The organism is Lysinibacillus sp. GW247-5R2A, from assembly GCF_059424475.1.
Window position 1 is genome coordinate 281,492 of sequence record NZ_JBWKZL010000001.1, and the last position, 22,859, is coordinate 304,350.

Consider the following 22,859-nt stretch of genomic DNA (forward strand, 5'->3'; position numbering starts at 1 on the left):
GAGATAGCTTAAATGGAAACGTTAACATACTAAAAATACGGACGTTCCCATCTCTTAATCCCCGAAGAAATGATAAATTTGTTTTATATAGGCAGGTCTCCTGGCTTTGCTTCAATCTCTGATTTCCTTCCCATGCGTATGCACAGTGGTTACAATCATCGTCAGCTTTACAGTTGCGGGGACAGCGTCGGACTAGTACCGAACTTCCCTATTAAACTACATATAGTAGTACCTACACAAAACGAACACAATATATTGTTTTTCGATAGTTTTAAGTGTACCATCCTTTGTATAAAAAGTAAATCGAGAAATAAAAGTTCATCAATTTGAGACTATTCATATTTTCTGACATCACCTTGTAAGAACGAACTAAAATATAAGCAACTAAAAATATAAGCATGAATGCGATAGCATTTTTTTATTAAAAAATAGAAAATAAAATAATAGTCACTTATTTACCTAAAAACGTAGCCACCCTAGTAATTTTATACATAAAAAAGGCATCTTTCCTTTACAGTAAAGATGCAATTATGTGTAAAACTCTGAGTATGATGTAAATCTCGCATCCTACTCCATACATCCTATCTTCGTAGATTTTTTTATTGTACTAGTCTAAAGTAGGACCCCTCTCTTACGAGAATGACACATTTTCGTTCGACAAAACATAACGACAACTACTAAAATGTGCTCAACCGTTCTACCCTTTTCAACTAATTTACAATGAATATGTACCTTTTCTAGTTATTTATAGTATAACATATTCAAGTTCATTCTCCGCCAGCTCGATTAGTTCTATTAAAAATAGCTGATGAATTTTATATGACTCATCAGCTAACCATCATTTAAAATCTTTCTATTGTTATATCCATATTTATGCTTGTAGCAGCCTTAAAGCCTTCCGCAGCTGCAATCATTAAAGAAGAGGGACCACCCTTTTCCGTTTCACCTGCAATATATATTCCAGCCCCAGTTGTTCGTCCAGCACCATCAGTCATAACTGTTCCATTTTCATCAACTTGACAATTTAGTAGTTTAGCAAATTTATTGGGACGATAAAAACTTGGCACAACAAATCCACCAGCTCTAAAAATATTCTCACTTGTTTCTAATTCAACACTAGATAAGTTACCATCATCCCCATGTAAATCTTTAATAGCATTTGTATACACCTTAATTTTCTTATGTTCAAAATCATTTTGAACCTTTTCAGAAAGTTGATGACCATTCGTAAAAACAATTAAATCCTGTGACCAATTAAAAACCAATTTCGTCATATGACTAATATGCTCCTCGTTTTCTGCAATGATAGCCAATGGCTTGTCTCGCAGCTCCCAACCATCGCAATATGGACAGCTAAACAAACTTTTACCATAATATTGTTTGATTTGTGGGAGTGGAAATTCCTCTTGTATTCCAGTAGCTAACAGTATTTTTTCAGATACATAAGATTTATTTTCCGAAGTATTGACTAGAAATAAACCAGTTATATCATCTTTAATTATTTCGATGACGGTTTGATCCATCATTGTTATAGAAGGATAAGATTCTATATCATTACTTGCGAGATTCTTAAATTCTTGTGGCTTTATCCCATCTCTTGTTAAAAAACCATGTGACTCCTGAGTTACACGATTTCTATTTGTTCCATTATCAACTAGTGCAACCTTTCTGCGCGCTCTTCCTAATGTTAAGGCAGCACTTAACCCAGCAGGGCCTCCACCTATAATTATACAATCGTATTGATTCATCATTATTTCCCTCCACATCACAATATATTACAGACCTTCAATATCTGTAATTAAGGCAAAAGACATCGTAAATTATATGTATGATATCTTTTTCTTTTCATTTGTTAAGCCAATAATATATGAGGCATTGATCTCAATAAAAAAAGATACAGTTTAGCTGATTGGGTCTAATCACTCTATTAAGGACTTAACATATCTATAATATCTATTAAGTTTTTTCTCGTCAAATTTTTCGTTTTCATGGTTGATATACCGACTAAGCATCGTTAGTTGAAGTACATCTATTCACTTTTTAAAAGTAACTCTTTTTATCTATTTTATGAAAATGAACCCACTCTCCATTTTACATAGATATTTATGAGATGAGAAAAGTAAAAGCCACTCCAACTGTTTTGGAATGGCTTACTGATCTTCATGAATACGAACCATACAGTTTAAATAATTAACAAGCCCCTAAACGATTGACATATGCCTAACATTTTTACGGCAAGTAGTTATTATTTAAATTTAATTTCCTCAGCCGAAGCCCCTTTTGTATACGTTATAGTCGCTCCAGCAGGTAAATCACGAATTTCTTTTACATTTTTTCCTTCGATAATAATTTCACCAATCTCCGTACCTTTAAAATCAATAATCGCATTTCCTTTTTTAGGACTGATTGTTACAGTTTTGTCTGCAAATCCTTCACCATGGAATTCGGCATATTGACTAAATACTGCAATTCCATTTTTAATATTAGTATTTTTTCCTAACGTTAAAGAAATGCTTGGACGATTCATTATTAATTTACCGGTCTTATAGTTATTAAAGCTATATACATTCTCAGGTACTATTGGTGTTGGTATTTCTTCTTTTTCTGCTTTCAAATCAATTTGAACTAATACAGGGTCATGATCCGATGCTCGCCCCTGCGCTTCTGTAAAGTTCGCATTCATATGAATCATGTCTATGGCCGTAACATTAGCAAGATTATTCGAAACTAAAATATGATCCAGCACTTGATTGTTCCCTTGGAAGAAGTACGAAAAACGATCAGTCTCTGGGGCTTTATCCACCATATTCGTTAAAACATCACCTTTTAATGTTTCAAGTGCTGGTGTGAATTCAAAGTCATTCATATCCCCTGCTACAATGATATTTATATCCGGATTGATGGCAAGACCTTCATCGATAAAATCATTGATGGCTTGAGCAAGCTGACGACGTTTTGTTACTGATTCTAACACTGGCGGCTGAGTTGGCCCCCAAAGTGAACCATCGCCTCCTTTAGAATTTAAGTGCGCTCCTATAATGACCACATGCTCTTCCTGGAATTCGAACTCCGCTGCAATTGGTTTCCGTGTATCTGCAAATTTAGTTGGATCAACAAAACCTGGATTTAAAGCAAGGCTGCCATCTGCTGTCCACCCATTCGCTTGGTCACCAGCTCCCTTTGTACCAGTCACTAATGAAACACGTGTCGGATTATATAAGTAGCCTACACGAATATTACCACCAGGCGCACCGCCTACTGTATTGTTAATAGGCATTACGTCAATCCAATCATAAGCGGGTCCACCTGCAGCCTTAATCGCATTAATTAATCGCATATAGCTTTCAGATGCATCAGCATTTCCTGAATCATCTTGTCCATCATTATCTTGTACTTCGACTAATGTAATAATATCTGGTGACTTCATATTTTTCACAAATGTCGCTGCAATTCTGTCTACTTTTTCATTAGATGTATTGGCAGGATTATTCGAAAAGTTTTCGATATTATAGGAAGCGACATTTAACTTGTCCGCTACTGGTTCAAGATGCGTCACTTCTTGCTGAAGATTTGCCTTTGTCACATTAGGGAAGACTTTATTCGTGTTCAGTCGATAGCCGTCTGTAAAGTTTTCTACAAATCCGATAAGTGGATCATTAAAACGATCACCCGAATCATAATTTTTCCCTGCTACCCCTTCAAGCATAATTTTTTCTGGATTATAATCGTCGGCTGCAATATTTAAACCGCCATTCACATTGAATGTATTATTTGTTGTACTCGGTACAACAATTGGTGAATCATTATTATAAATCGGTCCAATCACTCTCGCATCCGGGAATGATACTCGCATATATTCAATAGATTCCCAAAAATCAATACCATCTTCTTGTGGATCAAAAATTGCAAAGCCATCATTATCAATAATTTTATTTGGTGGGGATAGGTCCTCCCCAATAACAAGTACTTTTGGAACTTCTGCTTTACCTGTTTTTGTAATATTCGTTGCTGAAATTTGCGTATCTCTTAAACGAGAGTTTCCACCTACTTCAGTTACATTCCCTGATACTTTAATAACGTCCCCTACCGCTACATTATGTGCCGACTTACTTACCTTGATCGCTGTTGATTTTACGCCATCGAATGTCGAATCGCGTTCTTGCATAATGAAGCTACTTGAATTAATAACGAATGTTACAATTCCTTCTACATCACTTACTGTTAAATCGACATACGGTGATATATGGCTTGCCCCTTGAATATCGCTAATTGTGGCATTTTCAGTATTAATAATTTCATAAACAAATGTAGCAATCGCACTATTCGTTAAACCTTCTTTCACTGCAATCGCTTTAATCGTCAACGGTTTATTAACCTGAATTTCCCCTGTATACTTTGTACTAGCTGTAGTTGGTGCTGAGCCGTCCACTGTATAATAAATCGTTGCACCTTCTGTCATGGTAGAAAGTGTAATGTTTGTACCAGTTGTTACCCCACCAACATGAGAAGCTTTAATATCCTGAACCTTTGTTACATCTTCAATAATGCGAATCGGGAGTAGTTGATGATTTGTAAATTGACCAACAATACCAGTAATTTCGCCATATGTTTTTCCACTTACTAAACCTGAGTCACGTGTTTTGTCGTAAATAGCAAATGTGCCTACATCGTCAGTTCCGGTAAAATTTTGACCTGAACCAGTAATGGCTACATTTTTAATCGTTACTAATTTCGATTCATGGTCTTCTGCAACCTCAATACTTTTAATAATGTTTGCCTCTGGTAGTGTAGAAGGAATAGGCGTGCCAACAAGCGAAATATTCGTTAATTGCTTTAGTCCGCTATATTCAGCAACTTGACCTTGCACCGTCACCAAATCGCCGACATTTGCAGTAAGGCTATCTACAGGGTAAATTGCAATCGCCGCACCCTCTTCATCTTGAATGTGAGCAGTAGCAGTTTCTAATTTTGCTGTTACAATACCCGATACGATTACTACTTGTCCTATTTCTTTATTACGTGCTTCCGTAATTGAAATAGTGGCTGGTGCATCTTTAACTGTAAAATGAAAGGATTTAATTTCGCTATTGTTTAAGCCAGTTGCTGTAGCAAATGCTTTGATCGTCATTGCTTCATTTACAACAATGCCCGCTGCTGCATCATAAACCTCACTAGCTGTTGACGGTTCAGAACCATCTATCGTGTAATAGATTGTTGCATTTGGTGTATCTGTTGACAATGTTACTTTTGACCCTGCAAAAACTTCACCCGTTGCTGGAAAAGCTTTAACATTCGCTACTTGTGTCGGCTCATAGTTTCCTACTAATTGGAAGCTTTCCGCGCTTAACGTTTTTAATTGATAGGTCCCGTTAAAAATGGAAGCAATCCCTGTCACTGTGATCACATCATTGTTATTGAACCCATCTGCTTCAAATTGAGAGAACTGATAGCCTGTACGGTTATCATGGCGAACTACTAGCTCGTTATTTTCTGCATCAACGGCTTTAAACTCATATGTTCCATATGTACCAGATGACGCTAAATCTTTAATCTTCACATTTTTAAGTGTAATTAATGTACCTTGTAAGCTGTCTTCAAGTGGTAGATTCACTATTTGCGGTGCAGGTGCTGCCCCTGTAGAGATCTGTTCAATTGTCGGTGAATTAAATTGAACTTCACCATTAAATGAACTTGTTTTCCCTATGATTTTGACACTATCTCCAACAGCTAAGCTCCCTGCTTCTGTAGAATTAGAGAAAACATAAACCCCTGCAGACTCATCTTGTACATAGAAGGCCTTGCCTCCCCAGTTTCCAGGTTTTGTCGTAACCGTCCCTTGAATTTGATATGTTTGGTCTTTTCCAACAGCTGCACGAGCTTCGGCAATTGTTCCTTCTGTGACTGAAGAATTAGCTGGCTCAGTCTGTTCCGTTGGATCAGTTCCAACAAAGTCTGTCGTTTCCGCCTTTACCACTGTTAAGTATGGCAAAATCATAGATATTATAAGTAAAAATGATAAAGCTATTTTAGAAACGAAATTAAATTCATATTTCTTCATTCGTTAAGCTCCTTATGATTTTTTATCGTTCATCCTTTTCTCCATTTTGCAAAGGAATTTACGTGAAAGTTATTATTCAATTACTGTGTGTCCTTCAACAGTTAATCCATCTAAACTGATGTTTACATTGGGTGCATCAATGATTAAATCTCCTGAAATCGTACCCTTACTACCAGCTGGCATGAAAGTATATCTCCCTTTAGCTGTTGGGGCTGTTATCGATACATTTCCAGTCAAGGTATGACCATTCAAATCAAACATTACTAAATCTGTTAACATTATATCTGTAGTCACTGGAGCCATTAACTTAATTAAATCTCCTGCTTTTGCTTGTTTTAATGCTTGTTTTAATTCATCAGCATTCTTGACATTAAATTCATTCACTTTTTCTGGTGGAATAACTGGATCGGGTGCTACATTTCCTCCGCCAGTGTTTGGAACCCCAGTACTTGGTGAAGAACCTCCAATAACGGCCTTAATTTGCGAAGCAACAGCTGCATAGTTCGTCATAATTTTTGTTACAGTTGAACCCGCTGGAATCGACAACGTATTGATCAGTAAACCTGAACCGATTGTAATCCGAGCATCGGCATTTAGAACCGATAAATAATTAACTACACCACCAACATTCAACGCTAATTCCACGGCCGTTGAAAGAAATAGTCGTTCAAAATTTACATTTCCTGTCATTTTCAGTTTTGCCGTAGATTCTATTGTTACCTTCTTTACTGCTCCCTCAATATTTATAGCAGAAATCGTAGCTGTAATAATGATTTCTGGAATAACCGTGTTCGACATAATTGAGATATTATTGCGTTTGACATAGACTTTCCCTGTTTGCGAATTTTTGATTGTCAATACAGGTGTAGTTTGACTTGCATTTTTATTTTCTAATGAAGATTTTGCTCCATCTATGGCTTCTACTATTAGATCGCCAGTAATTGTAGCACCATCAAATGCCACTTTTGTTTTAACGTTTGAGCTAATAATTGCATTTCCTGTAATTGATACATTTTTAACTATCACAGCATCTGCGTTAATCGTTATTGAATCGAGCGTTGCATTTGTCTTGAATACAACTTCCTTCTCTGCAGAACCTGCCTTATTTAAAACAACATTATTTACTTTTGTTATAACACCATTTTTAATAGTTGCTGTAATTTCTGCCCCCGTAAGTGCAGTCTTATTTTCAGTAGTAAAGATCGATTTTACCGAAGCATCAAAATAATATATCTTTCCATTAATAGCAATTTCATTCGCCGCATATTCTTCAACTTTAAACGTTACACTTTGAGAAGGTTGAGAAATCGGATGACCAACAGCTTCTGAACGAGTAATAAATGCAGCCATTTGCCCTCGTGTTACATTTGAAGAACCATCGAATAAAGTTGCTGTCTTACCAGTCGTTACGTTGTTTTCATATAAAGCAGCAATCGCTTCTTTGTCATCAGCGCGCACATCTGTGAATGGTAATGCATTTGCATTCGAAGCTTTTAAATGAAAGGCGTTCGCTAAAATCTTTGCTATATGGTTACGCTCTATATAATCCCCCTGACGGAATGTGCCATCTTCATAGCCATCAATAATCCCCTCTTGCTTTAAAGCAGCAATAGCTCCAAAGTATTGGTGAGTAGTAGGAATATCTTTAAAGTTGGGATTGCTCACATTCGATGTTTCCAGCCCTAATACACTTGCAATAATTTTAGCAGCTTGGCCACGTGTTAAGTTTTGTTCAGGTTTAAATGTGCCATCTTGGAACCCATTAATAATGCCCCGATCATTTAAAATTTTAATGTCGTCATAAAATGGATGCGTTCGATGTACATCCTTGAAGCTACTTGCTTCTGATACAATTGGTGCTACCACTACTACTGCTGAAGCTGTTAACGCCATTGCCGTTACTGCTTGTAAATACTTCGATTTCCTCCGTTTACTCATACTTAGAGTAATACCTCCCCATCCCTATTTAATAAGGAAAATTTTTAAACCAATTAACACTACCAAAATATTGGTTAACATAATAATTTTAACAGATAAATAATAAAAACATTCTAATTTATTATTAATATTCTAAATACTATGTAAAATAATCCAGTCTAAACTTTTACAATATGAATAAGAGCAGTAAAAACAGGGCTTTTATCCCGTAACGTTTCCTTCAACTATTTCGGCTTATATAAATAAGAACAAAACCGTAAATGTACCGCCTAGTTTCAACATACATTCGATGGTTGTTACCAAGACATAGGCACACTTTCAACTCAATTTTTTTACAATGTGATAATCTCTTAAACTGTAAAAAAACTGATGAGTATCATCTACTCCTCAGCTATTCATGATATTGTTCTCCGTTAGCTTTAAATAAACTTTATTCTTCTATGTCAAATACACTTTTAAACATTTATTCAGAACATCTAAAATCTACCCAATTCCTATTTGAAATATTTTATATTAAAAACTAAATTATGTAGTATATTCCATAAATTCTATTTATGTTATATACTATACGCTAGAATAATAAAGGAGTTTACAAATTTGGTAAATAGTATTAATTTTTTATTGAAGGTTGTTTTCTTTTGCCATCAAATGCCAGACCGTTCATTTCATTATAATGGGAGAAAATTCCCCCTATGTGCAAGATGTACTGGTATGGCAGTAGGCTATTTTTTATCCGTAATATTAGTCATATGTTTTGGAAGATTTGATTTACGGATTATAGCCTTATTAATTTTACCAATGGCTATCGATGGTATAGGACAATTATTTGGTAAATGGACAAGTAATAATATTAGACGGTTCTTCACTGGATTACCTGGTGGAATCGGTATTATTTATCTCTTCTACACTATTGGCTACCAATTTTTTTTATTTGGTCAATATGTTGGAAAGAATCTATAGCAGGATATTGGAGGTACTATTATGTATTGTAAAAATTGTGGCGAACAAATTTCGGAGCATGCAGAAATTTGTATCCACTGTGGTGTACGTGTAAAAAATGCAAGTGGTGAAGACAAACCAAACTGGGCTGTTAACATAATTACACTTTGTTGCGTTCCACTTGTGGGATTAATTCTGTTCTTTGTTTGGAAAGACGAAAAACCAATTGCTGCTAAATCAGCTTTAATGTTCTTCTTTATTAATATAGGAATTATCATATTATTCTATATTGCCATGCTCCTTATTGGATTTTTGAGTTACTAAAACGAGGGATTACATATGTATTATAAGTATTGTAGTGAACATAGTTTGGATTTAGTTGAAATTACACTAGAAGAGGCGTACATCCATACGTTATCAGTACTAAACCTATTGCTAAAACAGCAGGCGATAGTTGCAAAAGGGCATTTTTTAAGATGCAGGAGGTATAAATATGTATTGTCCTAATTGTGGTTCTAGCATTAACGAGAATGCCGAAATTTGTGTACATTGTGGAGTTAACGTATTAAAATTTAGCGGTCAAGTAACTACGGCAAAAGGTGATACACCAAACATTTGGATTAATGTACTCAGTTTATGCTGCGCCCCTATACTTGGAATTATTATCTATGTTGTCTGGAAAGATTCACAACCTAAAGCTGCAAAATCAGCATTAATATATGCTTTGTTTGGTATAGCTATTTCAATTATTGTCTTGGTTATTTTATTTGTAATAGGGTTTGCAGTAGAAATGATGGATGATAGCTATTATTACTAATAAAAAAAGAGTGCAGTATATTATTACCTTTATTAAAGTAATAAAATTCGCAATCAGCCACTAAATAATTAAGAAGGGTAGACATATAGAAAAGTCTCCCTTCTTTAATCCTATTACTATAGATAAAATCAACAAGCTGAAAAAATTATATGTACAAGCCTATCGCTTTTTTATTTTAATAGTTTACTACTTATGTTCAATTAAGATTTAATAAGGTTCCCGTCACTATCAGTAAATTTACCAAGAATAATCATAATTAAATCAATGATTGTCCAAATACCGAATCCACCTAGTGTGAAAAACATTAAAATACCTGTACCGATTTTACCAGCATAAAAACGATGAACACCTAGACCTCCTAAAAAGAAACAAAGTAATACTGTTGTTACAAAACTTTTGTCTGACATTTAAATACCTCCGATAAATTAATAAATACTATAGTATGATACCCTACCAAATAATTATATTACAAAATAAGTATTTTTCAACATTTTTTTCCTCATAATAAATTCTATTTTATTGGTATTTTACTCCTATAAAACTATCCTTCAGAAGTTCGATATTTATCTACAACTATTAATCACCGCCTTTATTCAATAAAAAAAGAGCTGACAATGCAGCTCAATACTCATGTTACGTTAATGACTATCCGTGTCTACTACTTCCTTTGGTTCCACTAACATGATATGACATTCTTTTTCGGCGAAAGGCTTGTGCTCGGGTCCTCCGGGAATAATAACCATCTCCCCTTGAGAAACCTTCACTTGGCCATCGCGAAAAGCGATAAATAGCTCTCCTTCGAGCACAATAAATACTTTATCGGCACCTTGATGCTCATGCCACATAAATTCTCCATCAATCTTCACCACTTTGAATTGGAAATCGTGTATTTCACCCACAACTTTCGGAGACCAAAGTTCTTTTATTTGAGCTGCACTCTCATTCAGATTAATAGCTTGATAATTCATAGACATCTCTCCCTATTGTTTTATTTGTTTTCGATGAACTCTACTTTATTTGTTAGTGCTTTTGCAGAGCATCCGTTATATTTTGCAAAGCGTATTCGATTGCTAATGGACCACCCGTAATAGCAGACGTATCCATCAAATAAATATTCTCTTTCTTTACTGCGTTCATATTATTCCAAACATTATTTTGATTTAACTCACTCATTAATGTTTCTTTTTTTGTTATGTCACCTATAAGGAAAATGTGGTCTGCCTTAATAGTTGAAATTCCCTCGAACGCAGAAAATTGATTACTCTTCCCATTAAATGTGGTATCAGGTGTAAGCCCCAACCCCCTTTCTTTATCAAACGCTAGTGTATAAACAGGATTATCTTCACCTAAAACATTAAAAGTTTTCCCATCCCATGACACGATAAGTGCTACTGACTCTCCTTCAATCGTTTTTAAATCTTGTCGACCAGTTGTAATTGCTTGCATCATTTTTTCAATTACTTTTTCAGCTTCGTCCTCTTTACCAATAATCTCAGCTACAGTACGGAGACCATATTGCCAATCTTCATAAATATCCTGGGATTTTAATGTAATGACTGGCGCAATTTTTTCTAGTGATTCATACAGTTTTTCATGATGTTCTGTTGCTAAAATAAAATCAGGCTCAATCGATAGAGTTTTTTCAATACTTGGAGACAATTTATCTCCTAATTCCTCGGTTGAATCTAGCTTTCCGTTTAAGTATGCTAAAGAAGATAAATATTCTTTATCAGTAGAAGCTGTAGGAGGCTCACCCAATGCCACTAATATTTCGGGGTAAAAATACCAAAGGGAAGCTATTTTTTCAGGTTTCTTCTCAATCACAATTTCTTTACCTAAGGCATCCTTAATTGTTCTTGGCCACTCTTTTGCATCCACTGGAACTGTTGACATAGATGCTTCTTCTTTTGTAGATAATTCTTTATTTACAGCAGGTGTTTCATTACAACCTCCTAATATGCCTGCTAATAATAATATTGAGAAACATAGTCCTTTCATCTTTTGCATCCAAAATTCCTCCAACATATGATCTTGATATGCCATTAGTATAGTAAAATCATTTATCGTTTTGAATGGATGCTTGTTGAAACTAACATGGATTATTGATGAACTTCTCTCGATACTCTTTAGGGGGAATACCAAATTGTTTTTTAAACACTCTACTAAAATAAAAAGGGTCTTCAATTCCAACAGCCTGTGCAATTTGTTGGACTGGGGCATCACTTGTATATAGCATTTGTTGCGCCATGCTTATTCGATATTTTAATAAATATTCTGCTGGTCCTAACCCTGCATGTTTTTTAAATACATATGAAAGTCGATTTCGATTAACATGATTTTGTTCTGCAAGACAAGAAATCGTAAGGCTTTGATAATAGTGCTCATGAATATAGTTACATACCCGTTCGAATAAAGTATGTGATTCACTGCTATTTTGACTATTTACCACACATAATAAAGCCTCATTCAGTACATCACGAAATAGCATCTCGGTTTGAAACCTTGAAATGCCTCCACGCTGATTGTACACCTGCCAAAGACGCAAAATTAATTCGATAAGGCGAGGAGATTGTCCAGTCAATAATTCAAAATGCTGATGTGAAAAGCTGGATTCTTGTGGCTCTGTGTTACATATTTGGTATTGAACAAGAATATATTCCCAGTTTGCATATTCAAAATTTTGATCTAGCTTCATATTTGCACCACCATGTACAACTTTTCCTGGTGAAAAGATATACGGGGTTCCATTAAATTGAAATTGTATTTTTCCGGTAAGAGGAAAGACGAATCCAGGGAAAGAATCTGTATATTCAGCATAGGGTAGACCAGTGCTTTTACCATATCGGTATACCCCCTGTACTTGAAATGGAATATGTGCTAAATGCTCTGCTAATTGCTCAACATCGATTTTCAAATTAATTACCTCATTTCAAAATTGTATTTACCGCCTGTAATGGAGTTTGACTACAAACTGTTCCACCTAAGGGATACAGACATAAAAAGCCGATGTGTCAGGTCAATTCCTCTACCCCTGAAATGCAAAAAAGTGGGTTGACGACCTTCGCCTATCCCCACCTTATCGATAATGATTATCATTGTCAATTTGAAATATAACCACCCATCTACTAATTGGTGGCTTCCACTACGTATGAAAAGCTTGAACATAGAACCATTTCTTTAAATTCACACGTCCGCTAATGCGGCTTTATAAAACTATAAAACTACATATTGTAATCTCTAAATGCCTCTCTAATCATTTTCCATATATGAACCCTTGCTAAATTCAATACGTTTGCTTTCTACACAGTTATCAATTTCGTTAAACCTTTTGATATAAAATAACATCAAATACATCCTGAGGGTGCATAATCTCATCTACTATATGCCATTTGGTATCGTCTACCTGCTGCATAGGATAATTAAAAAGAGACTTTAATCCATTTCCGTAGCGCATTGCAACAAGTACATCTTTATTAGTTACATCGTATAGTTGATCTAAAATGTCATATTTATTGCTGACCGTTGAGCTAAATATAATATGACTAACTTGTTTGATTACTGCGAGCTCCGCTACCGTCTTTTTATCAATTTGAATGGATAAATGCTCTCCTAATTTATTAACTACCTGTTTCCCTAATCGAATCGCTTCGTCATCAATATCTATTCCAAAAACGTCTGCTCCGCTGCTCTCCGCAACCATTAATAAGGTAATCGGAAAGGACCCAGATCCAATTAAGAGTACCTTCGACTGACTAGTTATTTCAAAATCGCCAAATTCCTTGCCAATACAATTTTCTATGTTTCGAAAATAATCCGTGACTGGTTCCTGTTCATGACTTAATAATAACGCTCGATATTTCTCCAAGATTTGCACACAAACAGACGCGTTCATTCTTAAGTTATCGGCTAGTAATAGGATCTCTATCGATTCCTTCATATTTGCCCACTGTTCTTCATTGTCACGATTTATGATAAAAGAAGAATATTCATCCATTAATTCACACAGCTCAAAATAATTAATCTGTTGCTGCTCCTTATTTTGCTGGATAATGAACTGAAATTTCTTATCAAAGTTTTGTAGTTTTTTTAAAAATAACATCCTATCCTTCACTTACCCCACTCCTAATTTAAGAATTAAAGTTCAATATATGCCATGCCTTGTAAAACTATTTCAGCCTTTTAAAAGGTATGTGAATTATTGGGCCACTCTTCAAAATTAGGAGGATACAGTGTAAAACAATCGAAACCTATTTTTGATTATTTTTTTACGTGTATTAATAGAATTATTGCTAGGTTTCTATGAAACTAGCTTGAATGAGAGTAATATAGGAGCCGAAAAATTGCGAGAGGTGAGTATAGATTTCATTAGAAGCTCCAAGGGGTTAGATGGCTACCAATATGGGCAATATTGTTAGAAGGAGGTTTAAGATCAAATGAATAAAGTTATACAGCCAATCCATGTATATTGTTTGTTATTTTTATCAGTAAGTTTTTTAGCACATTTCGTTTTAATTCCTACCATTTTCACAATCGTCGAACGTGAAGCATGGGTAAGTGCTTTGGCAAGTTTAATACCAATATTAATTTTAGCATTCCTTATTTCTAGAATTACCCATAAATTAAATAATACCTCGTTTTTTGAACAACAATTTTCACAAGATAATAGAACACTTTATTTATTTATCATTACTTCATATATCATTTATTTAATTTCATCAACGTTCGTCTCACTCAAATTTACAATTATATGGGCAGAAGAAAGTTTTAACTCTGATTATCCATATTTTATTACAGTACTTTTATTTATATTATTATGCTTTTATGGTTCCCTAAAAGGGATCAAAACTATTGCTATCCTGTCATTGATTATTTGTTCACTATACATTTTTTTATTTGTACTCCTCAATTTAGGGAACTCAATGAACAATGAATACGAACTATTATTACCAGTAAATACAAGTAATACTCCGTCCATTTTATGGGGAATATTATACATATGTATTGGTATTTTAGAAATGGGCTTTATTTTAATCGTTTTAAATAGTTATGTAAAAGAGCAAATGAAAAGGACAGGAATACTCGTTTTCTCTATTATGTTTGTCCTATTAGTTTTTATCGCTATTGTGACTTCTGTATCTGAATTTGGCATTTATCTCACTAAAAAAATGCTCTTTCCTATAAACGAGCAATGGAGAGTTTTGTCATTTGGTAAGTACTTTACAAGATTAGATTCTTTATCTGTTCTCCAAATATTATCAATGGCTTTTATTCGTATATGTTTATTTATGTATATAGTGTCATCCTTCTTTAAAAATCGGAAATTTATATTAATTATTGGTTATCTAAGCTTAACAATAGGATTATTAATTCCTTGGTCTGTTTCTGATTTTTTGTCATTTATAAAAAGCACTTATCTTCTTTCTATTTTTTTATTTTTATTCTTTTTTATGACTGTTTTCTACGTATTAGAAAAAAAGCAAAAGGGAGTTCATCATCTTGACTGAAAATAAGGATTTTTTTTATAAAGAATTTGACCACCAATCAGATATAACGGTAAGTAGTAAATTCTATATGTTTAATAACGAAAAACATGAAGTTATATTTATCTATTGCCATAGTTTAATTGATAGTGTACTTTTTTTAAATTCATTATTACCAAATATTAGATTTCTGGCTGAACAAGGAAATTTATTTGATGTGGAAATTATAAATCGCTATTTAGAAGTACAGGAGATCAAAGAGTACAGAATGAAGACAGATGAAATAAATAGAAAAATTTTCTCAGGTTTTTTATATTTTTATCATGTTTCATCGAATAGCTTATATTCAACCAATTTAGCTAAACTACCTGAACGATCCATTGAAGAATCAAATATGGAAGTGTCATTAAGAGGACCTAGAGACGGGTTTGTTGAAAATATAGATACAAATTTTTCTTTAATAAGAATGAGATTAAAAAGTAAAAATTTATCAAGTGACGATTTTACAATTGGCGACACCAGTAAAACAAAAGTTTTATTGCTCTATATTGAGAACTATATTGATCAAAACACTTTAAAGCATGTACAAAACAAACTTAATAAAATAAAAGTAAATAATATTGCAAGTAGTTATCATATTGAAGAATTACTTTATGATAAGTTGACACTCTTTCCCCTCCTTGATTATTCAGGAAGGCCCGATTTTGTAGTAAGTTCCCTCAATAAAGGCCGTTTTGTCATATTGGTAGATGGAAGTCCAAGCTGTTTAATTGGACCTGTAAATTTATTACTTATTTTGAAAGCAGCTGAAGATGATCAAACGAATTTTTTATTTGTGAGTTTTTCACGAATTTTAAGGATTACCTCTTTATTAACAAGTATATTCTTACCTGGGTTTTGGATTGCATTAACTGTCCATCAACTTAACCAGCTACCCTTTCCCTTACTAGTATCCATATCTGCATCTAAAATTGGACTCCCTGTTTCCTCTTCGTTCGAAATTCTTATTATGCTCATTTTTTTTGACCTCTTTCGAGAAGCGGGAATACGCTTACCAAAAGCTGTAGGTCAAACTGTTGCAGTTTTAGGAGGCTTAATAGTTGGGGATGCTGCTATAAGAGCGGGATTTACATCACCATCAACATTAGTAATTGGAGCACTTACCGTTATATCTAGCTATACATTAATTAATCAAAATATACTAGGCAATGTATTTTTAATAAGAGTTGCAACATTAATAATTTCAGCATTTTTTGGAATGTATGGCTTTGTTTTAAGTGTCTTATTTTTCTTAACATATATCTCGTCATTAGAAAGTTTCGGGCATCCTTACCTTTCTACATTTTATAAAGTTAGTATACCCAATCTTATTAAAGGTTTTTTAAAAATGCCATTTAGAAATAAAATAAAAGACTGACTGTTTTTTCAGCAGAAGGGAGATTATAAATGTCCCATTACTATACGTCCACATTCAAAATAACATTAATTTTTCCTTTATTATTTATTCTAGGCGGCTGTTTAGGTACGAAGGAAATACAAAGTGAAGTTTATATTACCGCTCTTGGTATTGATTATTCTAATGATATGTATCATTTATATTTTCAAGCTTTCGGATTTACGAATGTTGCTGGCTCAGATCCTAGCATTGCATCTGAGCCAGCTCCAATTGTTGTTGGACATGGAGAAGGTGAAACAATTCAGGGAGCAATCGATGATATAGAAAAGAATTCTGTTAACCCTTTATATTATGGACATATACAAACTTTCTTTATTTCCAAAAATATATTGGATGGTCATCTGAATGAATTTTTTGATTTTTTTAGTAGGGATTATTATCTACGTTACAATACGTTAGCTTATGGATATGAAGATGATATTAAAGAGATAATGAATGTACATGGTCTCTTTTATAAACCGCCTATCTTAACATTTCCTTATGATCCAAATGAACAATTATTCTTTAATTCATTCATCTCAACCAGTACTGTACAAGACATGATTAAAAGATATTATGAACCAGTTGGATCAATTATGGTTCCTACAATAAAAATTAGTGAAGATTATTGGATGGAGAATAATAAATCTAAAAATATATTAAAAATAAGTGGTGCTTATTTTCTTTCACAACAAAAATTCAATGGTTGGATAAAGGAAGAAGAACTTTCAGGGCTAGATTGGTTTAATAAGGATTTTAATAACATGAAATTATCAATAAAGGATCAATCTGTTTCCATGTTTATTGACAATTTAGATTATGATATAGAAATTGTCGGTGACACCAGTCCTAAATACATTTTAAATTTAGATGTAAAAGCTTCCATTAGAGAAAACCCAAAAAACATCGGAATAAAAACCATTGAAAAGGATGTCAAAAAAATTATTTCAGCACAGTTTCAAAGTACATTTATGAAAGGGTTGGAAATAGACTCCGATATTTTCAATCTTTCAGAAAAGGCTTATCGTTTCAGACCCCAATCATGGACTGTCAATAAATTAAATACCATTACTGAAAATTCTATTGAAAAATTGAATATAAATGTTTTCATAAAGGATAAAGGTGCTATTAAATAATATGGCACCCTCACCTTTTTTGCATATGGCTACCGTTAAAACATACGCCCGTTAGTGGGTGAAGGAGGAAGACAAAAATCATGACTCTTCGTTCCAATCAACTTCATCATAAAGTTATGTTGGAGAAAATAAAGAGAGCTATCGTGGGTGCCCCCTCGATAGCTAAAGTTGTATGATTTCAAGCCTTTGAATACTGGGGACTAACCCAGGTCATACTATCTTCTTTTTAAAAATATATGGTAGTTCCTCTAGTAACCGTCCTCGAGTAATGGGATCATCATAATTCCATATAGCATCTAAAAAATGAGTCTTACCGGGACTTAACTCGGCTAAAGCCGAAATATATGGACAGTGAGAGACCGTATGTAATTCCTTACGAGAAGCTAAGACAAAATTACGATCTCCAGCATAGTGGCTTATTTGACTGTGCTGAATTTCTATCCATGCCTCCTCTTGCTCGATAAGGTGCATCACTTTTTCTGAGGGACGAAAGCCCAGTGATTCATATAAAGAGCTCGCCAATCCATTCATGCCCATAATATAAAGTTTTTCACCTAACTTGAGATAAACAGTAGCTGTTTCTCCAGTTACATAGGCATCTGCTAATTGTCTTCGCACCATTCTTACTTTGTCTTCATATGTAGTAATCCATTTCTCCGCTGCCTTACTGCGTTCAAAAAGTTTGGCGATATACCGTAACCGCTCAAATAGTCTAAACTTTTTGTCCAGTACAACCGTTGGAGCAAGCGCATTTAGTTCCTGCAAATCTTTTGGATAATAGCTAAGTAAAATAAATTCAGGCTGCAGCTGTGCTATTTTATCTGGGTCGGCCCAATACCCGATACTCTGAATATTGCGTAGCTTATTATGATAAATTACGTTTTCTTTCATAATAGAGATAGCCGCTCCTATGGGAGAAATACCTAGCACTAATAATTCGCCCAGTGTATGTTTGCCATCTGTCACAATACGTGTAGCATCTTGAGGAACAAGAAGCCTTCTACCCATTGAATCGATAACTGATCTTTGCTGCGCATGGAGATGGCTATTCGCATATTCACGTGGAGTGTTGCCAGTTAATTTATGAAAACACCTACTGAAATAATATTCATCCTTAAATCCTATTTGTCGAGCTATTTTGTTCAATGGCTCGGTGGAATTACATAGAAGTTTTTTTGCCTGGCCTATTCGTACATGGACTAAATAATCAGTTGGCTTTTTGCCTGTCAAAATTTTAAATTGTTGACTATATTGCCACCTGACCATGCCAGCCATATTCGCTAGCTGTTCTACCGTTAAATCTTCATCATAATGCTGCTCCATATATTGGATAGTATGTTGAATCATTTTTGTCTTTTCTTCGTTTTGCAAATCGACAGCTTGCTGATCTAACTCGGCCATCATCCCTAGAATCAGTTGAAGTCTCCCTTGCATCATAGCCATTTCTGATGCGGTTAGAGGAGAGCAAAATTGCCTCTTCGTCCATACTGCATTCCCTAGTACTTGCTTAACTTGAGAATATAATAGCCTATATGGATAACCACAAAGCAAGGGTGGATGAGCAATAGGATGTAAAGCTCTTCCCTTTACTTCAAAGGTTTCAAAGGTAAAACGTGTAAGCTGTGCCTCTCCAGTACTTGATTCCACAGTATAGCGTTGTCCTGGTAAAACGAGAATGCAGCTCCCTTGTCTTAGATCGATTGCAATTTTGTCTACATAGAGGCGTATGCCATGACTAAGTGCTATTAATAATGTGCACAAATTCGTTTCATTGTCATGCCTCTTTTTATAGCTCATCGCTGCCGTCTGCTGATTAACTTGAAAACTATCATAGTGTTGTAGCCTAGTATATAGGCATGCAAAATTCATAAGCAACTCTCCAACAATTGAAAATGATTATCATTATCGTTATTATTATAACATAGAATGATTCACTATCAACTATTGATCAAGGATGCTTTTTTTTAGAAAACTAGCTGTAATAATGGATTGGATAGATACAATTTTTACTGTTTGTGCATCCATTCTGGTAGCTTTTTATATAATTGCTCTAAAGCTAGCAATTCATCTGTATTCCATTCATTAGCAATCACATAGACATTTCCCTTTTGTACTGCAGGCAATGTTCCCCATATTGGACTTTGTAGTAGCCGGTCAGCTTCTGATTCACTTTCATCATCCTCTTGTACAATTACAAACAAATGATCACCAGCAAACTGAGAAAGCACTTCTTCTGAAACCGTAACGAAAGACACACCTTCTACATCGATAATATTCTTCTGTACTGCTGGAGGGACAGCAAAGCCATTTTCGCCATAAATAATAGCACCAAGGCTACGATCGCCCATAACATAAAGCGTTTTACCTAACTGATAGAAAACTGTTGCAGTCTCCCCTTTTGCTAATTGAAACTTTTCAAACATTTCTTTAAAACGTGTTTCAAATTTAGCAATTACTTGAGCTACCTCTTCCTGCTTGCCCAAGATATTCCCCATTTCCTTTACACGCTCTGTATAAGGAAGAGCTGGATTGAAGGGAATCGTGGTAGCTATTTTTGCCAATTCTTCATTCAGGTTTGGATCCGCCTTATAATAGCCATTAATAATTAGATCGGGTTTTAAAGTAAGAATCGTCTCTAAATCAGCAGGATTTCCAATATCAACGATCCCTTCGAGTTTACCTTCATAGTAACTAGCAGGCTCTTTCGGAAGATTATTACCAACAACCGGAATATCCATTGCCAAGAAATCACCAATTGTCTGACCAATATAAACCACTCGTTTTGGATCCGCAGGTATTTCTACTTGTTCATCAGTAATCGTTGTATATTGTACTGTTTTCTCACCTTCCTCTTTCTGTTCATCAGCCACATCGCTATTAGCATTAGAAGTATTGCATGCTGATATGATTAACAACAGGAGGAACCCCCCTACCCATCGTATAATTTTCTTTCCATGTTGTTTTGTCACACTTGTTGCTCCTTTCGGCCTTTAATTGAAAATGATTATCATTTACAACATTATTATAATTTGTGCGAAAAGGTGAAACAATGGAAAAAACGCAACGATTTCTTTGTATAAATGTCAATTCTTGTCCAAAACAACGGCTTTTCAATGAAGAAGAAGAAAAACCTATGGTCATGAAATGAAATTATCCCTATTGCTTTGTATGGAGCGCATTTATAGGAGGTGCAATTACCTTGTAGTTTGTGTGAGAGGAGAAGTGGAAATAGACTAGTGAGGATCTGGTGGCTGCATGCAAAAATAGACGAAAGGAGCATGGCTGTATTTACCCATGCTCCTTTTTAAAAATAGAAATAGATGAATCTATTAGTTTTCTCCGCTAATTGCAACTAAAATTTTAGATTGCGTTTTGTCGCTTGTTAATGTTTTAAATCCTCTGTCCACAATTTCATCTAGTTCAATTTGGCTTGTAATAATACCTTGTGGATTTAGTTGACCCGAGCTCATTGCATCAATTGTTCTTTGGAATATAGACGGTGTATATACAATCGAGGATAATATATTAACACCTGTATTTGTAAGTTGCATTGGATTCCATTCGATTGGTCTAGCAAAAATTGAAACAATCATCATATTGCCTCGAGGTTTTGTTACATCAATTGCTTGCTTAAAGGTAGGAGCAACTCCCGCAACCTCAAAGGATACATCCACCCCATCTGCAACAATTGCCCGAACTGCTTGTACAGGATTTTCTTTACCTGAATTAATCGCATGGGTTGCGCCTAATTCTTTTGCCTTTTCTAAACGGTCATCAGATAAATCCAATACGATAACTTTGCTTGCGCCAGATGCTTTTGCAGCGATTACTGTTAATAACCCGATTGGTCCAGCCCCAAATACTGCAACCGAATCACCTAATGTAACCCCAGCATCTTTGACAGCTTGTACAGCAACAGCCATTGGTTCTACTAATGCACCATCTTGTAATGTTAAGTTATCGGCTAAACGGTGAATATTTGTTGCAGGAACATTCACATATTCCGCAAATCCACCATCTCCATGTAAACCGATAAAGTTAAATCCATCATAGCGATCAACATCTTCATGTTTGTTTCTATAAGTTAAAGTAGGATTGATGACAACTCGGTCTCCTGACTTTAAATTGGTCACGTTAGAGCCAACTTCTTCAATGATACCAGCAAATTCATGACCCATTGTCAGTGGGGCAACTTCACCTGTTAATTCTGCTTTTACATCAACTGGTACGAAAACTGGACCTTCTTCGTATTCATGCAAATCACTTCCACAAATACCAGCCCATGCTACTTTTACTGTCACTTCATCTTCTCGTAAAGTGCGTAATTCAACCTCTTCTACTCGAATATCTTTTACACCATGCCAAACTGCAGCTTTCATTTATGTTACCCCCAAAAAATTATTTAAATTGGTACCATAAAATAACATCTTTAATAGCTACTCGCGCATTATCAAAATCCGACGCTTCTATACAACTGATAAAAGTATTAATGGACATATGGTAGGATTCAACTAGATTCATTTTCCATTTTGTTTGGGCAGCTACATTTGTAACAAAGATGGTTTCATTAAAGAATCGTAGCATCGCAATATTTCCTGAAACATCAAAAAACAATTGTAATAAGTGAGCAAACGAAACAACATATTCATAAATATTTTCAGCAGACTTTTTTTGCTTCATCGCTTCAAAACGAAATAAAAGTTCACTTTGCAAATCATCCGTCCATTTAGCTTCACACTTTGTCAGTGCAAAATCCAAAAGGTTATAAAGCGCTTCCAAATAATCCTTCAATTCCTGATCCGATATGGTCTTCACTCTTACACCTTTATGCTGTACTTTTTCAACTACACCATCTTTTTGTAAAAGATAAAGCGCCTCACGGACAGGTGCATGACTTACTTGTAACTCTTTTGCAATTTCCGCTTCTATTAAGCGCTGACCTTGTTCATAATAGCCAGAAAATATGCGAAATAATAATTGTTCAGCTATTTGCTCAGAAATTGTCTTTTTTGAAATTGAATTTTCATCAAACCCCATTAAACCACTCCAATAAATT

General features: G+C 34.7%; 18 protein-coding genes and 1 riboswitch. Of the genes, 6 read left to right on the forward strand and 12 right to left on the reverse strand.

Annotated elements, in window-relative coordinates:
• Positions 1-73: 73 nt before the first annotated feature.
• Positions 74-251: riboswitch (cobalamin riboswitch) on the reverse strand.
• 591 nt (positions 252-842) lie between these two features.
• The 3 genes from AC07YC_RS01345 to AC07YC_RS01355 all read right to left on the reverse strand — a co-directional run bounded on the left by AC07YC_RS01345 (position 843) and on the right by AC07YC_RS01355 (position 7,996).
• Positions 843-1,748, reverse strand: a complete 906-nt coding sequence (locus AC07YC_RS01345; RefSeq protein WP_494918376.1) for an NAD(P)/FAD-dependent oxidoreductase — start codon at positions 1,746-1,748, stop codon at positions 843-845.
• Positions 1,749-2,245: 497 nt separating this feature from the next.
• On the reverse strand, positions 2,246-6,058 hold the full coding sequence (locus AC07YC_RS01350; protein WP_494918174.1) for a chitobiase/beta-hexosaminidase C-terminal domain-containing protein: 3,813 nt from the start codon (positions 6,056-6,058) through the stop codon (positions 2,246-2,248).
• Between the two features lie 72 nt (positions 6,059-6,130).
• Positions 6,131-7,996 (reverse strand): S-layer homology domain-containing protein, encoded by a 1,866-nt coding sequence (locus AC07YC_RS01355; protein ID WP_494918175.1) that lies wholly within the window; start codon positions 7,994-7,996, stop codon positions 6,131-6,133.
• Between the two features lie 597 nt (positions 7,997-8,593).
• Here AC07YC_RS01355 and AC07YC_RS01360 point away from each other — a divergent pair.
• The 3 genes from AC07YC_RS01360 (at position 8,594) to AC07YC_RS01370 (ending at position 9,752) form a co-directional block, all read left to right on the forward strand.
• On the forward strand, positions 8,594-8,956 hold the full coding sequence (locus AC07YC_RS01360) for a DUF2085 domain-containing protein (RefSeq protein ID WP_494918176.1): 363 nt from the start codon (positions 8,594-8,596) through the stop codon (positions 8,954-8,956).
• Between the two features lie 21 nt (positions 8,957-8,977).
• Positions 8,978-9,259 carry a zinc-ribbon domain-containing protein gene (locus tag AC07YC_RS01365; RefSeq protein ID WP_107921748.1) on the forward strand — a complete coding sequence of 94 codons (282 nt, stop codon included), beginning with the start codon at positions 8,978-8,980 and terminating at the stop codon, positions 9,257-9,259.
• A 169-nt stretch (positions 9,260-9,428) separates the two neighbouring features.
• A complete protein-coding gene (locus AC07YC_RS01370) occupies positions 9,429-9,752 on the forward strand; it encodes a zinc ribbon domain-containing protein (protein WP_336634163.1) in 324 nt (107 codons plus the stop codon).
• A gap of 200 nt (positions 9,753-9,952) precedes the next feature.
• Here AC07YC_RS01370 and AC07YC_RS01375 read toward each other — a convergent pair whose 3' ends face one another.
• From AC07YC_RS01375 to AC07YC_RS01395, 5 genes are all read right to left on the reverse strand, one after another.
• A complete protein-coding gene (locus AC07YC_RS01375) occupies positions 9,953-10,159 on the reverse strand; it encodes a TM2 domain-containing protein (RefSeq protein ID WP_107921746.1) in 207 nt (68 codons plus the stop codon).
• Positions 10,160-10,390: 231 nt separating this feature from the next.
• Positions 10,391-10,720: a cupin domain-containing protein gene (locus AC07YC_RS01380; RefSeq protein WP_402790261.1), complete on the reverse strand. Its 330-nt coding sequence runs from the start codon at positions 10,718-10,720 to the stop codon at positions 10,391-10,393.
• A gap of 52 nt (positions 10,721-10,772) precedes the next feature.
• Entirely contained in the window at positions 10,773-11,759 is a 987-nt protein-coding gene (locus tag AC07YC_RS01385) for an ABC transporter substrate-binding protein (RefSeq protein WP_494918177.1), read from the reverse strand.
• 82 nt (positions 11,760-11,841) lie between these two features.
• Complete coding sequence (locus AC07YC_RS01390) at positions 11,842-12,666, reverse strand: helix-turn-helix transcriptional regulator (protein ID WP_494918178.1); 825 nt, start codon at positions 12,664-12,666, stop codon at positions 11,842-11,844.
• A 405-nt stretch (positions 12,667-13,071) separates the two neighbouring features.
• The gene (locus tag AC07YC_RS01395) at positions 13,072-13,863 is read right to left on the reverse strand and encodes a nicotianamine synthase family protein (RefSeq protein WP_494918179.1); all 792 of its coding nucleotides are present in this window, start codon (positions 13,861-13,863) and stop codon (positions 13,072-13,074) included.
• Between the two features lie 322 nt (positions 13,864-14,185).
• On the opposite strand from AC07YC_RS01395, the gene AC07YC_RS01400 reads away from it, so the two are divergent.
• The 3 genes from AC07YC_RS01400 to AC07YC_RS01410 are packed head-to-tail and all read left to right on the forward strand — an operon-like array spanning position 14,186 to position 17,803.
• Entirely contained in the window at positions 14,186-15,256 is a 1,071-nt protein-coding gene (locus AC07YC_RS01400; protein ID WP_494918180.1) for a GerAB/ArcD/ProY family transporter, read from the forward strand.
• A complete protein-coding gene (locus AC07YC_RS01405; RefSeq protein WP_494918181.1) occupies positions 15,249-16,649 on the forward strand; it encodes a spore germination protein in 1,401 nt (466 codons plus the stop codon). The genes AC07YC_RS01400 and AC07YC_RS01405 overlap by 8 nt, the downstream gene beginning before the upstream one ends.
• Before the next feature lie 29 nt (positions 16,650-16,678).
• Complete coding sequence (locus tag AC07YC_RS01410) at positions 16,679-17,803, forward strand: Ger(x)C family spore germination protein (protein WP_494918182.1); 1,125 nt, start codon at positions 16,679-16,681, stop codon at positions 17,801-17,803.
• A gap of 210 nt (positions 17,804-18,013) precedes the next feature.
• On the opposite strand, the gene AC07YC_RS01415 is transcribed toward AC07YC_RS01410, so the two are convergent.
• The 4 genes from AC07YC_RS01415 to AC07YC_RS01430 all read right to left on the reverse strand — a co-directional run bounded on the left by AC07YC_RS01415 (position 18,014) and on the right by AC07YC_RS01430 (position 22,840).
• Positions 18,014-19,672: an AraC family transcriptional regulator gene (locus AC07YC_RS01415; protein WP_494918183.1), complete on the reverse strand. Its 1,659-nt coding sequence runs from the start codon at positions 19,670-19,672 to the stop codon at positions 18,014-18,016.
• 137 nt (positions 19,673-19,809) lie between these two features.
• Positions 19,810-20,721, reverse strand: a complete 912-nt coding sequence (locus AC07YC_RS01420; protein ID WP_494918377.1) for an ABC transporter substrate-binding protein — start codon at positions 20,719-20,721, stop codon at positions 19,810-19,812.
• Between the two features lie 411 nt (positions 20,722-21,132).
• Positions 21,133-22,182: a 2,3-butanediol dehydrogenase gene (locus tag AC07YC_RS01425; RefSeq protein ID WP_494918184.1), complete on the reverse strand. Its 1,050-nt coding sequence runs from the start codon at positions 22,180-22,182 to the stop codon at positions 21,133-21,135.
• A 19-nt stretch (positions 22,183-22,201) separates the two neighbouring features.
• The gene (locus tag AC07YC_RS01430; RefSeq protein ID WP_336634174.1) at positions 22,202-22,840 is read right to left on the reverse strand and encodes a GntR family transcriptional regulator; all 639 of its coding nucleotides are present in this window, start codon (positions 22,838-22,840) and stop codon (positions 22,202-22,204) included.
• Positions 22,841-22,859 lie beyond the last annotated feature (19 nt).

Coding starts and splice junctions, on each gene's coding strand:
- AC07YC_RS01345 (WP_494918376.1), bottom strand. CDS start 1,748: ATGAATCAATACGATTGTATAATTATAGGTGGAGGCCCTGCTGGGTTA.
- AC07YC_RS01350 (WP_494918174.1), bottom strand. CDS start 6,058: ATGAAGAAATATGAATTTAATTTCGTTTCTAAAATAGCTTTATCATTT.
- AC07YC_RS01355 (WP_494918175.1), bottom strand. CDS start 7,996: ATGAGTAAACGGAGGAAATCGAAGTATTTACAAGCAGTAACGGCAATG.
- AC07YC_RS01365 (WP_107921748.1), top strand. CDS start 8,978: ATGTATTGTAAAAATTGTGGCGAACAAATTTCGGAGCATGCAGAAATT.
- AC07YC_RS01370 (WP_336634163.1), top strand. CDS start 9,429: ATGTATTGTCCTAATTGTGGTTCTAGCATTAACGAGAATGCCGAAATT.
- AC07YC_RS01375 (WP_107921746.1), bottom strand. CDS start 10,159: ATGTCAGACAAAAGTTTTGTAACAACAGTATTACTTTGTTTCTTTTTA.
- AC07YC_RS01380 (WP_402790261.1), bottom strand. CDS start 10,720: ATGAATTATCAAGCTATTAATCTGAATGAGAGTGCAGCTCAAATAAAA.
- AC07YC_RS01385 (WP_494918177.1), bottom strand. CDS start 11,759: ATGCAAAAGATGAAAGGACTATGTTTCTCAATATTATTATTAGCAGGC.
- AC07YC_RS01400 (WP_494918180.1), top strand. CDS start 14,186: ATGAATAAAGTTATACAGCCAATCCATGTATATTGTTTGTTATTTTTA.
- AC07YC_RS01410 (WP_494918182.1), top strand. CDS start 16,679: ATGTCCCATTACTATACGTCCACATTCAAAATAACATTAATTTTTCCT.
- AC07YC_RS01415 (WP_494918183.1), bottom strand. CDS start 19,672: ATGAATTTTGCATGCCTATATACTAGGCTACAACACTATGATAGTTTT.
- AC07YC_RS01425 (WP_494918184.1), bottom strand. CDS start 22,182: ATGAAAGCTGCAGTTTGGCATGGTGTAAAAGATATTCGAGTAGAAGAG.
- AC07YC_RS01430 (WP_336634174.1), bottom strand. CDS start 22,840: ATGGGGTTTGATGAAAATTCAATTTCAAAAAAGACAATTTCTGAGCAA.